Origin of the sequence: Kribbella sp. NPDC051952, assembly GCF_040680855.1 — a bacterium.
Classification (GTDB): domain Bacteria; phylum Actinomycetota; class Actinomycetes; order Propionibacteriales; family Kribbellaceae; genus Kribbella.
In genome coordinates this window covers 105,629-119,567 of the sequence record NZ_JBFAXQ010000014.1, presented here as the reverse complement: position 1 = coordinate 119,567, position 13,939 = coordinate 105,629, and the positions used below count along the sequence as shown (strand labels likewise).

The window sequence follows — 13,939 nt, the reverse complement described above, 5'->3', positions numbered from 1 at the left end:
CACCATGACGAAGACGGTCGTGGTTGCCGGTGGCACCGGTGCTCTTGGGGTCGCGGTGACGGCGGAGTTCCTCCGGGCCGGGTGGCGCGTCGTGGTCCCCGGGCGTACCGAGGAGTCCCTCGCCCGCCTCGGCACCGACCCGGCGCTCAGCCCGGTGATCGCCGACCCGCTCGACCCGGCCGGTACGGCGGATGTCGTCGCGCTGGCCGCGTCCGACGAGACCGCACCACTGACCGCACTGGTCAACCTGGTCGGCGGGTTCGCCTCCGGCTCCCGGGTGCACGAGACGCCGATCGAGGACTTCGAGGATCAACTCCGGCTCAACCTGCGCCCGACGTACCTGATCACGCAGGGAGTGCTCCCGCACCTGATCGCCGCCGGTGGCGGAGCAGTCGTTTGTACGTCGAGCGGCGCCGCGCAGCGACCGTTCTCCGGGGCGGCCGGGTACATCACCGCGAAAGCCGGCGTCCTCGCGTTCGCCGACGCGCTGCACGCGGAGTACGCCCGCGACGGCATCCGGGTGAACACGATCATCCCCGGCACCATCGACACCCCGGCCAACCGGGCGGCGATGCCGAAGGCCGACACGAGCAAATGGACCCCGCCGGCCCGGATCGCCGTCGTGGTCCGGACCCTGGTCGAGACCGACGGATTCGCGGGCGCTCATCTGACCGTTTGACAACCGATTGACCCTGTAACACGTCTGAAGAGGTGTGGGTGCGGGTACTTGACGCACACTGGAAGCTCGGGGACGGCGGACAGGGGAGCCATGGGGAGAGGTGCGCGCGCCGAGGATCATCGACCACGGTCGATGCCGGAGCTGCTGGGTCTGACTTTGCTGGGCGCACTCCTGCCCGGACTCGGTCTGATCGTCGGCGGTCGCCGGCGGATCGGTGCGTTCGTGCTGACCCTCTCGCTCGGGCTGGTCGCGCTCACCGTGTACATCGGTCTGACCCGTCGGGCCGAGGTCCTCGCGGCGGCCGTCGTACCGAGCCGGCTGCTGACCACCTCGGTCGTGATCGGCGTACTGGCGTTCCTCTGGATCGTCGTGATCGTCGCCTCGCACCGGTCGTTGCGTCCGGCAACAGGTGGTGCCGGCGGGCGGGCGATCGGCGCGGTCTTCGTCGGACTCCTGTGTTTCGCGATCGCGGCCCCGGCATCGGTCGGCGTACAGAGCGTGCTCGCGCAGCGCACCCTCGTGCAGGACGTGTTCCAGGCGGAGGGCGAGAGCAAGAGCGCGACCCGGCCGAAGGTCGTCAACGTCAAGGACCCGTGGGAGGACAAGCCGCGGCTGAACCTGCTGCTGCTCGGCGGTGACGACGCCCCGAGCCGGGTCGGCGTCCGGACCGACACGGTGATCGTGGCGAGTATCGACACCAAGACCGGGAACACCCAGCTGATCTCGATGCCGCGGCAGCTGACCTTCATGCCGTTCCCGAAGGACTCGCCGCTGCACAGGTTCTACCCGGACGGCTTCGGCAAGGAGGGCCTCAGCCTGGAGGGCCGGCTGGAGTGGATGCTGACCGCGATGTACCAGAACATCCCGGATGCCCATCCCGGCATCCTCGGCCCGTCCGACAACGAGGGCGCCGATGTGGTGAAGCAGTCCGTCGGTGAGGCGATCGGGCTGAAGCTCGACTACTACCTGCAGGTCAACCTGACCGGGTTCCCGGAGCTCGTCGACGCACTCGGCGGGATCACCGTCAACGTCAACGAGCGGGTCGCGATGGGCGGCATCAGCAGCTCGCACATCCCGCCGAAGGAGTGGATCGAGCCCGGTCCGAGCCAGCACCTCGACGGCCGGCACGCGCTCTGGTTCGCCCGCGGCCGGTACGGCGCCGACGACGACCAGCGGCAGATCCGGCAGCGCTGCGTGATCCAGAGCATGGTCGACGCGGCGGATCCGCAGACGCTGGTGACGAAGTACAAGGCGATCGCGAAGGCCGGCCAGCACCTCCTGCGGACCGACATTCCGCAGGAGCTGCTGCCCGCGTTGGTCCAGCTCGCGCTGCGGGTGAAGTCGGCGACCGTCTCCAACGTCACGCTGGACTCGTCGAAGCTGCGGCTGAAGTACCTGCACCCCGACTACGACGCTCTGCGCGACACCGTCGAGGCGGCGCTGGAGGCCCCGACCCCGCCGGCGACGACCCCGCCCACAACGCCGACCGCTCCGGTCAGCCCGAAGTCGACTCGGAAGCCGGCGAATCCGACGACCACCCCGCCCGGCCCCACCCAGAACCTGGTCGACGCCTGCGCCTACCACCCGAACGGCGACCAACCCAACTAGCCGTCCCCCGGACTACCCCGGCCGCCGACCAGCCTGACTAGTCGGCGATCGGGCGGCCGAAGAGGGCTTCGGCGACGGCGGCCAGGTGTGGGCGGAGGTCCTCCTCGGTTGCCTTGGACAACGTTGGCGTGCCCACCGCGGTCCGCAAGATGCCGATGCCGAGCAGCCAGGCCCCGAACAGCTCGGTCCGCAAGTCCTTGTCGTCGTTGCCCTCAGCAAGCTCCGAGAGCACGCCGAGGTACCCCTCGCAGACCTGTTGCCGCAGCCGGTCCTTCATGTCCTCGTGCCCAGCCGACCGGAGCATCGCGATCAGCGGATGCTCCCCGGCGTACTCCGCCCAGTCCTCGAACACCAACTGATGCATCAGCTTGGCCGGCAGTTCGTCGACCGGCCCGTCCGGCAGTACGACGGGAGCCGTCGAGCCAGCCATCGCCTCGGTGAACAGTGACGACTTGGACCCGAAGTACCGGAACACCAGCGCCGGATCCACCCCGACGTCCCCGGCCACGTCGCGCACGCTCGTCCCGTCGTACCCGTCCCGGGCGAATCGGAGCCGCGAACTCTCCAGCAGCCGGGTCCGCGTCGCCTGCCGGTCCCGCTTGTGCGTCATCCTCACGGTCTCCAAGTCGTCCGGCGGACTGCAAGTCATCGATCGTTGACATCTTAGCGCCCGGACATCTACGGTCTAAGTCACCGATCGATGACTTTGGAGATCAGATGAAGAACGTCGTGGTGGCCGGCGGGACGACCGGGATGGGCCGGGAGATCGCGCTGCATTACCTGCGGTCCGGTGGGCGGGTGACGGTGATCGGCAGTACGCCCGCCCGGGGTGAGGAGTTCCTCGCGGAGGCGGCCGGGCTGGGTGGCGAGGCGGCGTTCGTGCACGCCGACCTGCTGTCGATCGCGGAGAACCACCGGGTGATCAAGGAGATCGAGGAGCGGTACGACGCCCTCGACGCGCTGGTGCTGACCGCGATGCTGCCGTTCGTGCGGCGGCGGGAGACGGCGGACGGGCTCGAGGGGACGTTCGTGCTCTATTACCTCAGCCGGTTCATCCTCAGTTACGGCCTGACGGACCTGCTCGAGCGCGGCGAGACGCCGATCATCACGAACATCGGCGCGACCGGGATCACGAAGGGCGCGGTGAACTGGGACGACCTGCAGTTCGCCCGGAAGTACAGCATGGTCCGGGCGACGATGAGCGGCGGGCGGGCGAACGACCTGCTCGGCGTCCACTATGTCCAGAACCATCCGGGCGGGCGGACCAAGGTGCTGATGGTGCAACCGCCGTACACGAGGAGCGGGACCAACCACCTGCCGCAGCCGCTGCGGACGGTCGCGCGTGGGTTGGCCGCGGTGTTCGCGAAGGCGCCGGCCGAGAGCGTCCGGGACACGCTCGCGGTGATGGATGAGCAGCCGGACGGGCGGCTGATCCTGCGGGCGGTCGGGGAGACGGTGGATCCGGGGCTGAAGACGTTCGATCCCGGGGACGCTCGCCGGTTGTACGAGATCACCCAGAAGTTGCTCTGAAGTCGGGTGTCGATCTGGCGGTGGGCCGATCGACGTGAGAGTAAGTGGTCGACCGATACGACAGGAGTTACTGCGATGCGCTACATGATCATCAACAAGGCGGACGCCGACAGCGAGGCCGGCAAGTTCCCGGCGCCGGAGGTGGCGGCCGGGGTCGGCAAGGTGGTCGAGGACCTGGCGAAATCGGGTGTGCTGCTGTTCGCGGAGGGTGTGCACCGGAGCTCCCTCGGTGCGCGGGTGGCGGTCGCGGATGGTCGTCGTACGGTCACCGACGGGCCGTTCGCGGAGACCAAGGAGCTGGTCGGCGGCGTGATCGTCGTCGAGGTCCGCAACCGCGACGAGGCGATCGAGTGGGCCGCCCGCCTCGCCGAAGCCCTCGGCAACGAGGTCGAGGTCCGCCGAGTAGTAGAAGAAGCCGACTTCGCCCCCGACTCAGACCTCTACACCTGACCCACCTCCCAACCTGCCCGTCACCCCCAAGGCCCCGCCGGGCAACTCTCGAGCCCGACGGGCAACCCATCCCCGTCCCGCCAACCCCCGAGCCACCGGGCAACCCCCCAGCTTGCGGGTGATCCCTCGGGTTCGGGGGGTGGCGGGACCGGGGGTGGGTTGCTGTTGGGCTGTTGGTGTTGTTCTATCGGCGGGTGACGGTTATTGAGGCGCACGGGGCGGTTGACGCGGTCTGGCGGATCGAGTCGGCTCGGATCATCGCCGGTGTCGCGCGGATTGTGCGGGATGTCGGGCTGGCCGAGGAGCTCGCGCAGGACGCGCTGGTGGCCGCGCTCGAGCAGTGGCCGGAGTCCGGCGTACCGAACAATCCTGGCGCCTGGCTGATGGCGATCGCCAAGCGGCGCGCGATCGACCTGATCCGGCGCAAGGACACGTATCAGCGCAAGCTCGCCGAGATGGGCCATGAGCTCGAGATCGAGGGCGACAGCGTCGAGGACGATGTCGAGGCGATCCTCGAGGACCACATCGAGGACGACCTGCTCCGGCTGGTGTTCACGGCCTGTCACCCGGTCCTCACGATGGACGCCCGCGTCACGCTCACGCTCCGCCTCCTCGGCGGTCTCAAAACCGACGAGATCGCCCGGGCGTTTCTCGCGCCGGAGGCAACGATCGCCCAGCGGATCGTCCGGGCCAAGCGCAACCTGGCCAAGGCCAACGTGCAGTTCGAGGTCCCGGCCGGTGACGATCTCCGGGACCGGCTCTCGGCCGTGCTCGAGGTCGTCTACCTGATCTACAACGAGGGGTACTCCGCGACCGCGGGCGACGACTGGATGCGTCCGGCACTGTGCAACGAGGCGATGCGCCTCGGCCGCCTGATCGCGGGTCTGATGCCCGACGAGCCCGAGGTCCACGGACTGCTCGCCCTGGTGGAGCTGCAGTCCTCCCGCGCCAACGCCCGCATCGGCCCTGAAGGCGAGCCCGTCCTCCTACTGGAGCAGGACCGCCGCCGCTGGGACCGCCTGCTGATCCGTCGCGGTCTCGAAGGCCTCGACCGGGCCTGGACGATGGAGAAACCACCCGGCCCGTACCTGCTCCAGGCCGCGATCGCCGCCTGCCATGCGCGCGCCGCCGACCCCGAGGACACCGACTGGGCCCGCATCGCCGGCCTGTACGCCGTCCTCGCCCAGATCACGCCGTCCCCGGTCGTCGAGCTGAACCAGGCGGTCGCGATCTCGATGGCGTTCGGGCCGGAACGCGGCCTGGCCGCCGTCGACGCACTCGCCGACGACCCGTCGCTGAAGGACTATCACCTGCTCCCGAGCGTCCGTGGCGATCTGCTCTTCAAACTCGGCCGGCTCGACGAGGCGCGGAAGGAATTCGAAAAGGCTGCCGCCCTCACCCGCAACGAACGCGAACGCACCCTGCTGCTCGAACGCGCCGCCGCCTGCTAACTACTCCGCCCCGGCGAGCTATTCGGCGTCGTGCAGCAGTACGGCGACCTGCGTGCGATTGCTGACCTCGAGCTTGGCCATCAACCGGGTGAGGTGCGCCTTCACGGTGGCCGTACTGAGGTAGAGCTCCCCGGCGATCTCACGGTTCGTCCGGCCCTGCGCGATCGCGGTGGCGATGGCCCGCTCGCGGTCGGTCAGCGTGCCGAGCAGCTCGCGGGCGTCCCGCCGATCCCGATCCCGGTCGGGACTGGTGACGTGCTCGATCAGCCCGGCCAGCACGCTCGGCGACAGCACCGGCTCACCGTTCGCCGCCCGGCGGATCGCGTCGACAATGTCTGCGGGCGGCGTGTGCTTCAGCACGAACCCCGCCGCCCCGGCCCGGAGTGCCCGCAGCACCTGATCGTCGGCGTCGTACGTCGTCAGCACGATGACGGCCGGTGGATCCGGCGACTCGCGCACCGCCGCGGTCGCGGTGATCCCGTCCGTGCCGGGCATCTTCAGGTCCATCAGCACCACATCCGGCCGCGCCGACGCGACCAGTTCACGGACGCCGGCGCCGTCGTCGGCCTCACCGGCGACCACCAGGTCGGAGACGCCGCCGAGCATCGTGCGCAGACCCATCCGCACGAGCGGATCGTCGTCCACCAACAGGACCCGGATCATGACGCCAAGGGTAGCCAGGCGATCAGCCGGAACATGCCGTCCGCCTGACCGTAGCTGAGTCGCCCGCCGAGCAGATCAAGCCGTTCCCGCAATCCCAGCAGCCCAAGGCCCGCGCCGGGAACCGCCAATCCACTGCTGATCGCGAGCTCGTTGCTGATGACAACCGTCAACTCCTCGGCCGCATCGAACTCGATCCGCACCACGCGCCCCGGTGCATGCTTCCGCGCATTCGTCAGCCCCTCCTGCACCACCCGGTACGCCGTTCGCCCGGTGGCCTCCGGGATCGTTGCACTCGGCAACTCGCCGGCCTGGACCGGCTGACCCGACCGGACCGCGTCGTCGATCAACTCACCGATTCCCTGCAGTCCGGGCGGCCGTAGATCGGGCTCCGGCGGCTGCGTGTCGTCCCGCAGTACGCCGATCACCTTCTGCAGATCGGTCAGGATGTCGTGCGACGCGCCCCGGATCACCTCGGCGGCTGCCGCCACATCAGCCGCCGGAGCATCCGGCCGGAACGCCAATGCACCGGCGTGCATGCTCAGCAGCGAGATCCGATGCGCCAGTACGTCGTGCATGTCCCGGGCGATCCGCAACCGCTCGGACCGGCGAGCGTGCTCGATCCGGGTCTTCTGCTCGGCCTCCGCCCGTCGCGCCCGCCTGGCCGCCTCCTGGGACAGTCGCAACCGCAGTCGCAGGAACAGCCCCAGCTCGACGGCCCCGATCAGCACGAGTACGCCGTAGATCGGCCAGTACGTCTCGATTCCCTGCCGCACCACAAGGTTGATCGTCACCGCGGCCAGGGCGAACCCGGCGACCACGAGTGCCTGCTGGAAGCGCCGCCGTACGATGACCGACGCGATCGCCGCGGCCGGAGCCGCTGTCGTGGTGACCGTGGCCGCGGCCAGCAGCAGGGCGACCACCAGGATCGGCCGCTGCCGCCGGATCATCAGCAGCGGAGGACCGGCGACTCCGGCGACGACATCGAGCACGATCCACACCGGGGCGGTCTTCACCGTCGAGGTGAGTTCACCGGTCAGCGTCGCCGCGGCCACGAGGTAGGCGAGCAGGGTCAGGCAGACGTCGCCGAGGCGCCGCGGCCACACCCGCTGCTCGAGGTCGTCTTGGTCCACGCCTTCGAGCCTAGAAGCTGGGAAGGCCCTTTGGTGCCGATTGTCGACCATCGGCGAGTAGCTCTAGCCAGGTGGCTACTGCCGATCAGCCGGGTCCGACGGACAGGCTGGAACGCATGATCAGACGTCTCCTACCAGCCGCGATCGGCCTCCTGATGGCCGCCGTACCGCTGACCGCTGGACCTGTGGCCGCTCAGGCCGACCCGGACGTCGTGCGGATCCACGACGGGGCACTGCGCGGGGTGGCCGGCCCGTCGACCGTCACGTTCCAAGGCATTCCGTACGCCGCTCCGCCCGTCGGGCAACTGCGGTGGACGCCACCACGACCGCCGGCGCACTGGACCGGCGTACGGGATGCCACCAAGGCGACGCCGTACTGTCCGCAATCGCAGGGCGGCCAGCCGATGAAGGGGACCTCCGAGGACTGCCTTTATCTGCATGTCACGGTGCCGAAGGGCAAGTCGGCGAAACCGCGGCCGGTGATGGTGTGGTCGCACGGTGGCGGGTTCAGCTCCGGCTCGGGCAGCCAGCACGTGCCGACCAAGCTGGTGGCCGAGGGCAACGTGATCGTGGTGACGGTCGACTTCCGGATCGGTGTCTTCGGCAACTTCGGGCTGAAGGGCCTGCCGGGGTCGGGCACGTTCGGGATGCAGGACCAGCAGGCCGCGTTGCGGTGGGTCCGGGACAACATCGGTGCGTTCGGTGGTGACTCGCACAACGTGACGCTGTTCGGTGAGTCCGGTGGAGGGGTCGGGACTTGCGGGTTGCTCACGTCGCCGGGCACGCGCGGGCTGGTCGATCGCGCCATCATGGAGAGCGGATCCTGCCTGCTGAACTGGCCGCGCAACGGCCTTGCGATCGGGATCGCGGCTGGATCGTTCTGGCACCCACTGGCCACCGTTCAGGAGACCGGCCGGACCGCGGCCACGCACCTGGGCTGCACGGGCAAGTCGACGCTGCGGTGCCTGCGAGACCTGGACACGGACAAGGTGTTCGCCGAGTCCGACTCCTTCGGATCCATTGCCTATGGCAACCCGACCCTGCCGCTCGAACCAGGTAAGGCGATCAAGGCCGGGCTGTTCCCGAAGATCCCGATCCTGTCCGGTCACACCAAGGACGAGGCACGGGCGATCTCGGCTGTCGCGGAACTGCTGCTGAACCCCGTCACCGCGGACAACTACTCCACCCTGCTGACCGAGGCCTTCGGTGATCGGGCCGCCAAGGTGGAGGCTACTTATCCGGCCTCGCAGTACTCGTCGGCCGGTGATCACGCGGCGGCGCTGGCCTGGTCGGCGATGGACACCGATCGGGTGTTCGCGTGCCCGCAACGGGCCACGAGCGCAGCCTTCGCCCGCTCGGCGCCGGCGGTCTACGCCTACGAGTTCGCCGACCCGGCCGCGCCTGGGTACGTCCCGTTCCCGGCGGGCTTCCCGACCGGCTCGTCGCATGCGTCGGAGCTGAACTACCTGTTCGATGCCGCGGGAGGTGAGTCGTACCACCTGACCGAGGCTCAGCAGAAGCTGGCCGCCCAGATGCGCAGCTACTGGACGAACTTCGCCCGTACCGGAAACCCCAATGGCCAGAGCAATCCCAGCTGGCCCGAGTGGCCGAGTGTGCAGGTGCTCGCCCCCGGAGCCACTGCCCCGGGCGACACCAGCGACCACCACTGCAACCTCTGGAAGTGACGAAGGAGCCCCCGCGCAGCTGCGCGGGGGCTCCTCCCAAGCTCTTACTTGTGGCGGCGAACCATCCAGGTGACGGCACCGCCCAGGCCGAGCGCAACCGCCCCACCGACGGCGGCCACCGCCCTCGGGTGCTGGCCGGCCGACTCCTTCAACTGACCGGCCGACTCCTTCATGCGATGCGGCACGTTGAGCCGCTGGCTCAGTTGCTGCACGGTGTCCGCGAGGTGCTGCCTGGTCTGCTCGAGATCGACGCGGAGCGCCTCGGTCTCGGACAGCGGCTCGCGATGCGTGCCGTTCTTGCTGGTGGTGGTGGTCATGCGGTGATCTTCCCTTCCGGCTGATGGCCCTTGAGTGCTTCGAGGTCCTCGTGCACGCCCTCGACGGCATGCTGCGGAACGGGCGGAGTGGCCTGGCTGACATGACGCTTACCCAGCAGCGCCGCGATCCCAGCGATCGCGAACAGCACCACCGCGATGATCAGCGCCGACAACCACGCCGGTACGACGACCGCGAGACCCAGAACGGCCGCCGCGATCAACACTCCGAGGCCGTAGAACGCAACGGTCCCGGCCCCACCGAGCAGGCCGATACCGACCCCGGCCTCCTTGCCTTTGTCCTTCAGCTCGGCCTTGGCCAACTGAAGCTCTTCGCGAACCAGTCGGCTCACGTCGCTGGTCATCTGGCTGACCAGCGCGCCGATATTTTCCTGCGGATGCGAAGTCATGTCCGCCCGGTACCCAGTCGGCGTGACGCTATGCAACCACGCGCGTACGACGAATCCAGGCGGACGCGAACCGCCGAAAGTGATCTAGGTCACAGCCTGTCGAGGGGCGACCTGCACGCTCGACGCAGGGGTGAGGATCGTCACCGAGGAGGAACACCATGAACACGCTGGACTCGAAGGATGGCACCACCATCGCGTACGACAAGCGGGGGTCCGGGCCGGCGCTCGTCCTCGTCGACGGTGCGTTGTGCAGCCGGGCGCAGGGGCCGATGCCCGAGCTCGCCGAGGAGCTCAAGGACCACTTCACCGTCTACAACTACGACCGGCGTGGGCGGGGTGAATCCGGCGACGCCGAGACCTACGAGGTGGAGCGCGAGCTCGAGGACCTGGCGGCGGTGATCGAGGCCGCGGGCGGTTCGGCGTACGTGTACGGCTCCTCGTCCGGTGCGGCGCTGGCGTTGCGGGCCGCGGCGGCGGGCGTGCCGATCGAGAAGCTGGTCGCGTTCGAGCCGCCGTTCGTGGTGGACGACAGCCGGACGCCGATTCCGCAGACGTGGGTCGCCGACCTGCGCGCCCTCGACCCGGGCGCAGCCGTGCGGTACTTCATGACCAAGGGTGTCGGCCTGCCCGGTTTCGTGGTCACGATGATGAAGCTGATGCCGGCCTGGAAGGGGATGAAGGCGGTCGCGCACACCCTTCCGTACGACGCGGCCGTGCTCGGCGAGAACGGGTTCGGTACGCCGTTGGACCCGTCGCAGTGGAGCGCCATCGACCAGCCGGTCCTGGTCGTGAACGGCGGGAAGAGCCCGGCCTGGATGAAGACCTCCACCCGCTCACTCGCCGGCGCCGTCCCAGGGGCCGAGCACACCGAGGTGCCGGGTCAGACCCACGTCATCAAGGCCGCCGCGATCGCGCCGGTGATCTGCGGCTTCCTCACCTGACGACGAAGGGCGTCCGGAATGTCCGGACGCCCTTCGTCGTACTTTCGGATTCTGGTCAGGCTCCGGCGACCAGGGCGCCGGCGCCGGCGCGGGCCGCGTCGAAACGGGCCTGGGCGTCGGCCCAGTTCACCACGTTCCACCAGGCCTTCACGTAGTCCGGCTTCACGTTCTTGTACTGCAGGTAGAAGGCGTGCTCCCACATGTCCAGCATCACGATCGGGATCTGCCCGGCCGGCAGGTTGCCCTGCTGGTCGTACAGCTGGTGCACCAGCAGGTTGCCGCCGAGCGCGTCCCAGCCGAGGATGGCCCAGCCGGAGCCCTGGATCGTGGTGGCGCTGGCGGTGAAGTTGGCCTGGAAGGAGTCGAACGAGCCGAAGGACTCGTCGATCGCCGCACCCAGCTCGCCGTCCGGCTTGTCGCCACCGTCCGGCGACAGGTTCTTCCAGAAGATCGAGTGGTTGACGTGCCCGCCGAGGTTGAAGGCGAGCGTCTTCTCCAGCCCGACGATCGAGCCGAAGTCACCCTTGTCGCGGGCCTCGGCCAGCTTGTCGAGGGTGTCGTTCAGACCCTTCACGTAGGTCGCGTGGTGCTTGTCGTGGTGCAGCTCCATGATCTCGCCCGCGATGCTCGGCGCGAGCGCGCTGTAGTCGTAGGGGAGGTCGGGAAGCGTGTACGTGGTCAACTCTGCTCCTTCGTCGGGGCCCGCGCGGGCCGGTATCTCCGATGTCCTGGTTCAACGCCACCAGCTTGAAACTTCAACCACGGTTGAGGTCAAGGCGCCACGCGGAACAGCAGGCCCGCCCGGCACCTCCCACCAGTGCCCGGTACGCCACCGCTCACACAGCGACCCCCCGGGACACCACCAGCTTCACATACTGACCCGCAGAACCCACGAGGGCGTCTCACCTGACCGCGAGCACCAGCTTCCCGCGGGTTCGGCCGTCCTCCAGCCGCCGGTGTGCCGCGGCCGCATCCGCGAGCGGGAACACCTCCTCGACCTCGGCCCGGACGGCTCCGCTCTCGATCAACGCGGCGATCTCGCCGAGCGCGTGACCATCGGGTTCGACCAGGTACGACGCCACCCGGACACCGGACTCCGCCGCGCGAGCAAGCAGCTCCGGCGAGGTCCCGGACGGTACGGCGACCACCAGGCCACCCCGCCTGGTCACGGCCACGGACTGAGCCACCGTGGTGTCGCTGCCGATCAGGTCGACCACGACGTCGACGTCCCCGGTCGCCTTGGCTACGTCCTCCGAGTGGTAGTCGATCACCTCGTCCGCGCCCAGACCCCGCAACCACTCGTGCTTGCCGGCGCTCGCCGTACCGACGACGTACGCACCGAGTGCTTTGGCGAACTGCACGGCCAGGTGCCCGACCCCGCCCGCGGCCGCGTGCACCAGCACCCGCTGGTCCTTCTGTACGCCGGCCAGCACGGTCAGGATCTGGTACGCCGTGAGTCCCGCCAGCGGGACCGCGGCTGCGTCGGTGTGGCTGAGGTTGGCCGGCTTGCGCGCGAAGTGCCGCGACGGTGCGGTCACGTACTCCGCGTACGCCGAAGCCGCCCGCGGGAACCACGGCATCCCGTAGACCTCGTCGCCGACCGCGAGCGTGTGGACGCCGTGACCGATCTCCTCGACAACCCCTGACACATCCCAACCGAGGATGAACGGCGGATCCCCGAGGATCCCGGCGACGCCCTGACCCGCGCGAGTCTTGGCGTCGACCGGATTCACCCCGGCCGCATGAACCCGGACCAGCACCTCGGTGGGCAGTGGCGTAGGCCGCTCGACCTCGACCACGTGCAGGACCTCAGGACCGCCGAACGCGTCTTGACTGATAGCTCTCATGGCCCGCACGCTATCTGCGGGAGGGTAGTATCCCGCAAGGACGACTACTATCTAAAAGGAAGTACGAGGCATGGCGACCACCTGCGCGACCGGGATGCATGACAAGCACGACGTGTACGCCGCGCAGTGTCCGTGCCGCGACGTACTCGATCTGCTCGCGAACAAGTGGGCCGCCCTCACGATCGGTGCGCTGGAGGACGGCCCGCTGCGGTTCGGTGAGTTGCAGCGGCGGCTGCAGGGGATCAGCCCGAAGGTGCTGACCCAGACCCTGCGCCGACTCGAGGACAACGGCTTTCTGCATCGGGAGATCTACCCCGCTGTGCCGCTGCACGTGGAGTACTCGCTGACCGACCTCGGCCACAGCGTCTCCACTCCGCTGGCCGCCTTACGCACGTGGGTCGAGACTCACCTGGACCAGCTCAGCGCGTAGGGCCTTCGCGAACTCGTCCGGTACGCCGACGAATCCGGTGTGGTCGCCGGGGAATCGCGTCGGCGTGATGCCGAGGCGGTCGGCCAGCGCGGTCGAGGTCCGGTCGCAGAGCTGCCCGGTCGACTCCTCGCCGATACCGACGACGATCCGTACGTCGTTGCCGCGCAAGGTGTCCACGTCCGGCAGCCAACTGACCGACTCGCGCAGTTCGTGCGCGAACCAGAACCGCTCGTCCGCGACCTGCTGCGGGTCCCGCTCGCCGCTGAACATCCCCTCGATCATGCCGTCCGGCACCTGGATGTTCGCGATCGCGAAGAACTGCTTCCACGCGCCGATCACATCCCCGGCGAGGTAGTCCGCCATCATCTGTTCGGACCTGGCGAGCAGTTCGTCACCGTCCTCGACGAGCCGGTCGAGCGGCGGCTCGTGTGCGATCACCGTGCTCACGACATCGGGATGGTTCTGCGCCAACGCCAGCACGGTGACCGCGCCACCACTCGAGCCGAGCGCCGTCGCGGGGCCCGCGTCGACGTGCCGGATCAACCGGGCCAGGTCGTCGGCGCGCTGCGCGGGTGTCGACGTACCGCCGGCGTGAAGCCGACTGCGCTTCACGCCGCGCGGATCCGTCGTCAGGACCGTGTAGTCGTCGGCCAGCAGCTCGGCCAGGGGTGCGAACGCGTCCGCATCCGTCGGCGCTCCGACCAGGACCACCAACGGCCCGGTCCCGCGCACCTCGTAGTACAACTCCGCCTCGGGAACCACCAGTGTGTTGTTCATGGCTACTCCACGAACGGCACCCGC

The 13,939-nt window shown here is 69.0% G+C and carries 16 protein-coding genes; 8 read left to right on the top strand and 8 right to left on the bottom strand.

Annotated elements, in window-relative coordinates:
- Positions 1-4: 4 nt before the first annotated feature.
- Together AB0L70_RS25300 and AB0L70_RS25295 are read left to right on the top strand one after the other, a co-directional pair.
- Entirely contained in the window at positions 5-679 is a 675-nt protein-coding gene (locus AB0L70_RS25300) for an SDR family NAD(P)-dependent oxidoreductase (RefSeq protein ID WP_363688165.1), read from the top strand.
- 90 nt (positions 680-769) lie between these two features.
- Entirely contained in the window at positions 770-2,287 is a 1,518-nt protein-coding gene (locus tag AB0L70_RS25295; protein ID WP_363688163.1) for an LCP family protein, read from the top strand.
- A gap of 37 nt (positions 2,288-2,324) precedes the next feature.
- On the opposite strand, the gene AB0L70_RS25290 is transcribed toward AB0L70_RS25295, so the two are convergent.
- Positions 2,325-2,897 (bottom strand): TetR family transcriptional regulator, encoded by a 573-nt coding sequence (locus AB0L70_RS25290; RefSeq protein WP_363688161.1) that lies wholly within the window; start codon positions 2,895-2,897, stop codon positions 2,325-2,327.
- Positions 2,898-3,004: 107 nt separating this feature from the next.
- On the opposite strand from AB0L70_RS25290, the gene AB0L70_RS25285 reads away from it, so the two are divergent.
- From AB0L70_RS25285 to AB0L70_RS25275, 3 genes are all read left to right on the top strand, one after another.
- A complete protein-coding gene (locus AB0L70_RS25285; protein ID WP_363688159.1) occupies positions 3,005-3,817 on the top strand; it encodes an SDR family NAD(P)-dependent oxidoreductase in 813 nt (270 codons plus the stop codon).
- A gap of 75 nt (positions 3,818-3,892) precedes the next feature.
- On the top strand, positions 3,893-4,267 hold the full coding sequence (locus AB0L70_RS25280; protein ID WP_363688157.1) for a YciI family protein: 375 nt from the start codon (positions 3,893-3,895) through the stop codon (positions 4,265-4,267).
- Between the two features lie 194 nt (positions 4,268-4,461).
- On the top strand, positions 4,462-5,718 hold the full coding sequence (locus AB0L70_RS25275) for an RNA polymerase sigma factor (RefSeq protein ID WP_363688155.1): 1,257 nt from the start codon (positions 4,462-4,464) through the stop codon (positions 5,716-5,718).
- A gap of 18 nt (positions 5,719-5,736) precedes the next feature.
- Here the strand turns inward: AB0L70_RS25275 and AB0L70_RS25270 are convergent, their stop codons facing one another.
- Complete coding sequence (locus tag AB0L70_RS25270; RefSeq protein ID WP_363688153.1) at positions 5,737-6,381, bottom strand: response regulator transcription factor; 645 nt, start codon at positions 6,379-6,381, stop codon at positions 5,737-5,739.
- Positions 6,378-7,511 carry a histidine kinase gene (locus AB0L70_RS25265; protein ID WP_363688151.1) on the bottom strand — a complete coding sequence of 378 codons (1,134 nt, stop codon included), beginning with the start codon at positions 7,509-7,511 and terminating at the stop codon, positions 6,378-6,380. Before AB0L70_RS25265 ends, AB0L70_RS25270 begins: the two co-directional genes overlap by 4 nt.
- Before the next feature lie 116 nt (positions 7,512-7,627).
- Between AB0L70_RS25265 and AB0L70_RS25260 the strand changes: the two genes are divergently transcribed.
- Positions 7,628-9,196, top strand: coding sequence for a carboxylesterase family protein (locus AB0L70_RS25260; protein WP_363688149.1), 1,569 nt, complete (start codon positions 7,628-7,630; stop codon positions 9,194-9,196).
- A 44-nt stretch (positions 9,197-9,240) separates the two neighbouring features.
- Here AB0L70_RS25260 and AB0L70_RS25255 read toward each other — a convergent pair whose 3' ends face one another.
- Positions 9,241-9,513, bottom strand: a complete 273-nt coding sequence (locus tag AB0L70_RS25255) for a DUF3618 domain-containing protein (protein WP_363688147.1) — start codon at positions 9,511-9,513, stop codon at positions 9,241-9,243.
- On the bottom strand, positions 9,510-9,920 hold the full coding sequence (locus tag AB0L70_RS25250; RefSeq protein ID WP_363688145.1) for a phage holin family protein: 411 nt from the start codon (positions 9,918-9,920) through the stop codon (positions 9,510-9,512). The genes AB0L70_RS25255 and AB0L70_RS25250 overlap by 4 nt, the downstream gene beginning before the upstream one ends.
- Before the next feature lie 158 nt (positions 9,921-10,078).
- Between AB0L70_RS25250 and AB0L70_RS25245 the strand changes: the two genes are divergently transcribed.
- Positions 10,079-10,861: an alpha/beta fold hydrolase gene (locus tag AB0L70_RS25245; RefSeq protein WP_363688143.1), complete on the top strand. Its 783-nt coding sequence runs from the start codon at positions 10,079-10,081 to the stop codon at positions 10,859-10,861.
- A 55-nt stretch (positions 10,862-10,916) separates the two neighbouring features.
- On the opposite strand, the gene AB0L70_RS25240 is transcribed toward AB0L70_RS25245, so the two are convergent.
- Positions 10,917-11,543 carry a superoxide dismutase gene (locus AB0L70_RS25240; protein ID WP_363688141.1) on the bottom strand — a complete coding sequence of 209 codons (627 nt, stop codon included), beginning with the start codon at positions 11,541-11,543 and terminating at the stop codon, positions 10,917-10,919.
- A gap of 220 nt (positions 11,544-11,763) precedes the next feature.
- Positions 11,764-12,708: an NADP-dependent oxidoreductase gene (locus AB0L70_RS25235; RefSeq protein WP_363688139.1), complete on the bottom strand. Its 945-nt coding sequence runs from the start codon at positions 12,706-12,708 to the stop codon at positions 11,764-11,766.
- Between the two features lie 70 nt (positions 12,709-12,778).
- Here AB0L70_RS25235 and AB0L70_RS25230 point away from each other — a divergent pair, with 70 nt between their 5' ends.
- Complete coding sequence (locus tag AB0L70_RS25230) at positions 12,779-13,138, top strand: helix-turn-helix domain-containing protein (RefSeq protein WP_363688137.1); 360 nt, start codon at positions 12,779-12,781, stop codon at positions 13,136-13,138.
- Here AB0L70_RS25230 and AB0L70_RS25225 read toward each other — a convergent pair.
- Positions 13,094-13,915: an alpha/beta hydrolase gene (locus tag AB0L70_RS25225; protein WP_363688135.1), complete on the bottom strand. Its 822-nt coding sequence runs from the start codon at positions 13,913-13,915 to the stop codon at positions 13,094-13,096. The two genes, AB0L70_RS25230 and AB0L70_RS25225, sit on opposite strands and share 45 nt — an antisense overlap.
- Positions 13,916-13,939: the final 24 nt, after the last annotated feature.

Coding starts and splice junctions, on each gene's coding strand:
- AB0L70_RS25255 (WP_363688147.1), bottom strand. CDS start 9,513: ATGACCACCACCACCAGCAAGAACGGCACGCATCGCGAGCCGCTGTCC.
- AB0L70_RS25270 (WP_363688153.1), bottom strand. CDS start 6,381: ATGATCCGGGTCCTGTTGGTGGACGACGATCCGCTCGTGCGGATGGGT.
- AB0L70_RS25290 (WP_363688161.1), bottom strand. CDS start 2,897: ATGACGCACAAGCGGGACCGGCAGGCGACGCGGACCCGGCTGCTGGAG.
- AB0L70_RS25260 (WP_363688149.1), top strand. CDS start 7,628: ATGATCAGACGTCTCCTACCAGCCGCGATCGGCCTCCTGATGGCCGCC.
- AB0L70_RS25300 (WP_363688165.1), top strand. CDS start 5: ATGACGAAGACGGTCGTGGTTGCCGGTGGCACCGGTGCTCTTGGGGTC.
- AB0L70_RS25250 (WP_363688145.1), bottom strand. CDS start 9,920: ATGACTTCGCATCCGCAGGAAAATATCGGCGCGCTGGTCAGCCAGATG.
- AB0L70_RS25235 (WP_363688139.1), bottom strand. CDS start 12,708: ATGAGAGCTATCAGTCAAGACGCGTTCGGCGGTCCTGAGGTCCTGCAC.
- AB0L70_RS25280 (WP_363688157.1), top strand. CDS start 3,893: ATGCGCTACATGATCATCAACAAGGCGGACGCCGACAGCGAGGCCGGC.
- AB0L70_RS25285 (WP_363688159.1), top strand. CDS start 3,005: ATGAAGAACGTCGTGGTGGCCGGCGGGACGACCGGGATGGGCCGGGAG.
- AB0L70_RS25245 (WP_363688143.1), top strand. CDS start 10,079: ATGAACACGCTGGACTCGAAGGATGGCACCACCATCGCGTACGACAAG.
- AB0L70_RS25295 (WP_363688163.1), top strand. CDS start 770: ATGGGGAGAGGTGCGCGCGCCGAGGATCATCGACCACGGTCGATGCCG.
- AB0L70_RS25225 (WP_363688135.1), bottom strand. CDS start 13,915: ATGAACAACACACTGGTGGTTCCCGAGGCGGAGTTGTACTACGAGGTG.
- AB0L70_RS25230 (WP_363688137.1), top strand. CDS start 12,779: ATGGCGACCACCTGCGCGACCGGGATGCATGACAAGCACGACGTGTAC.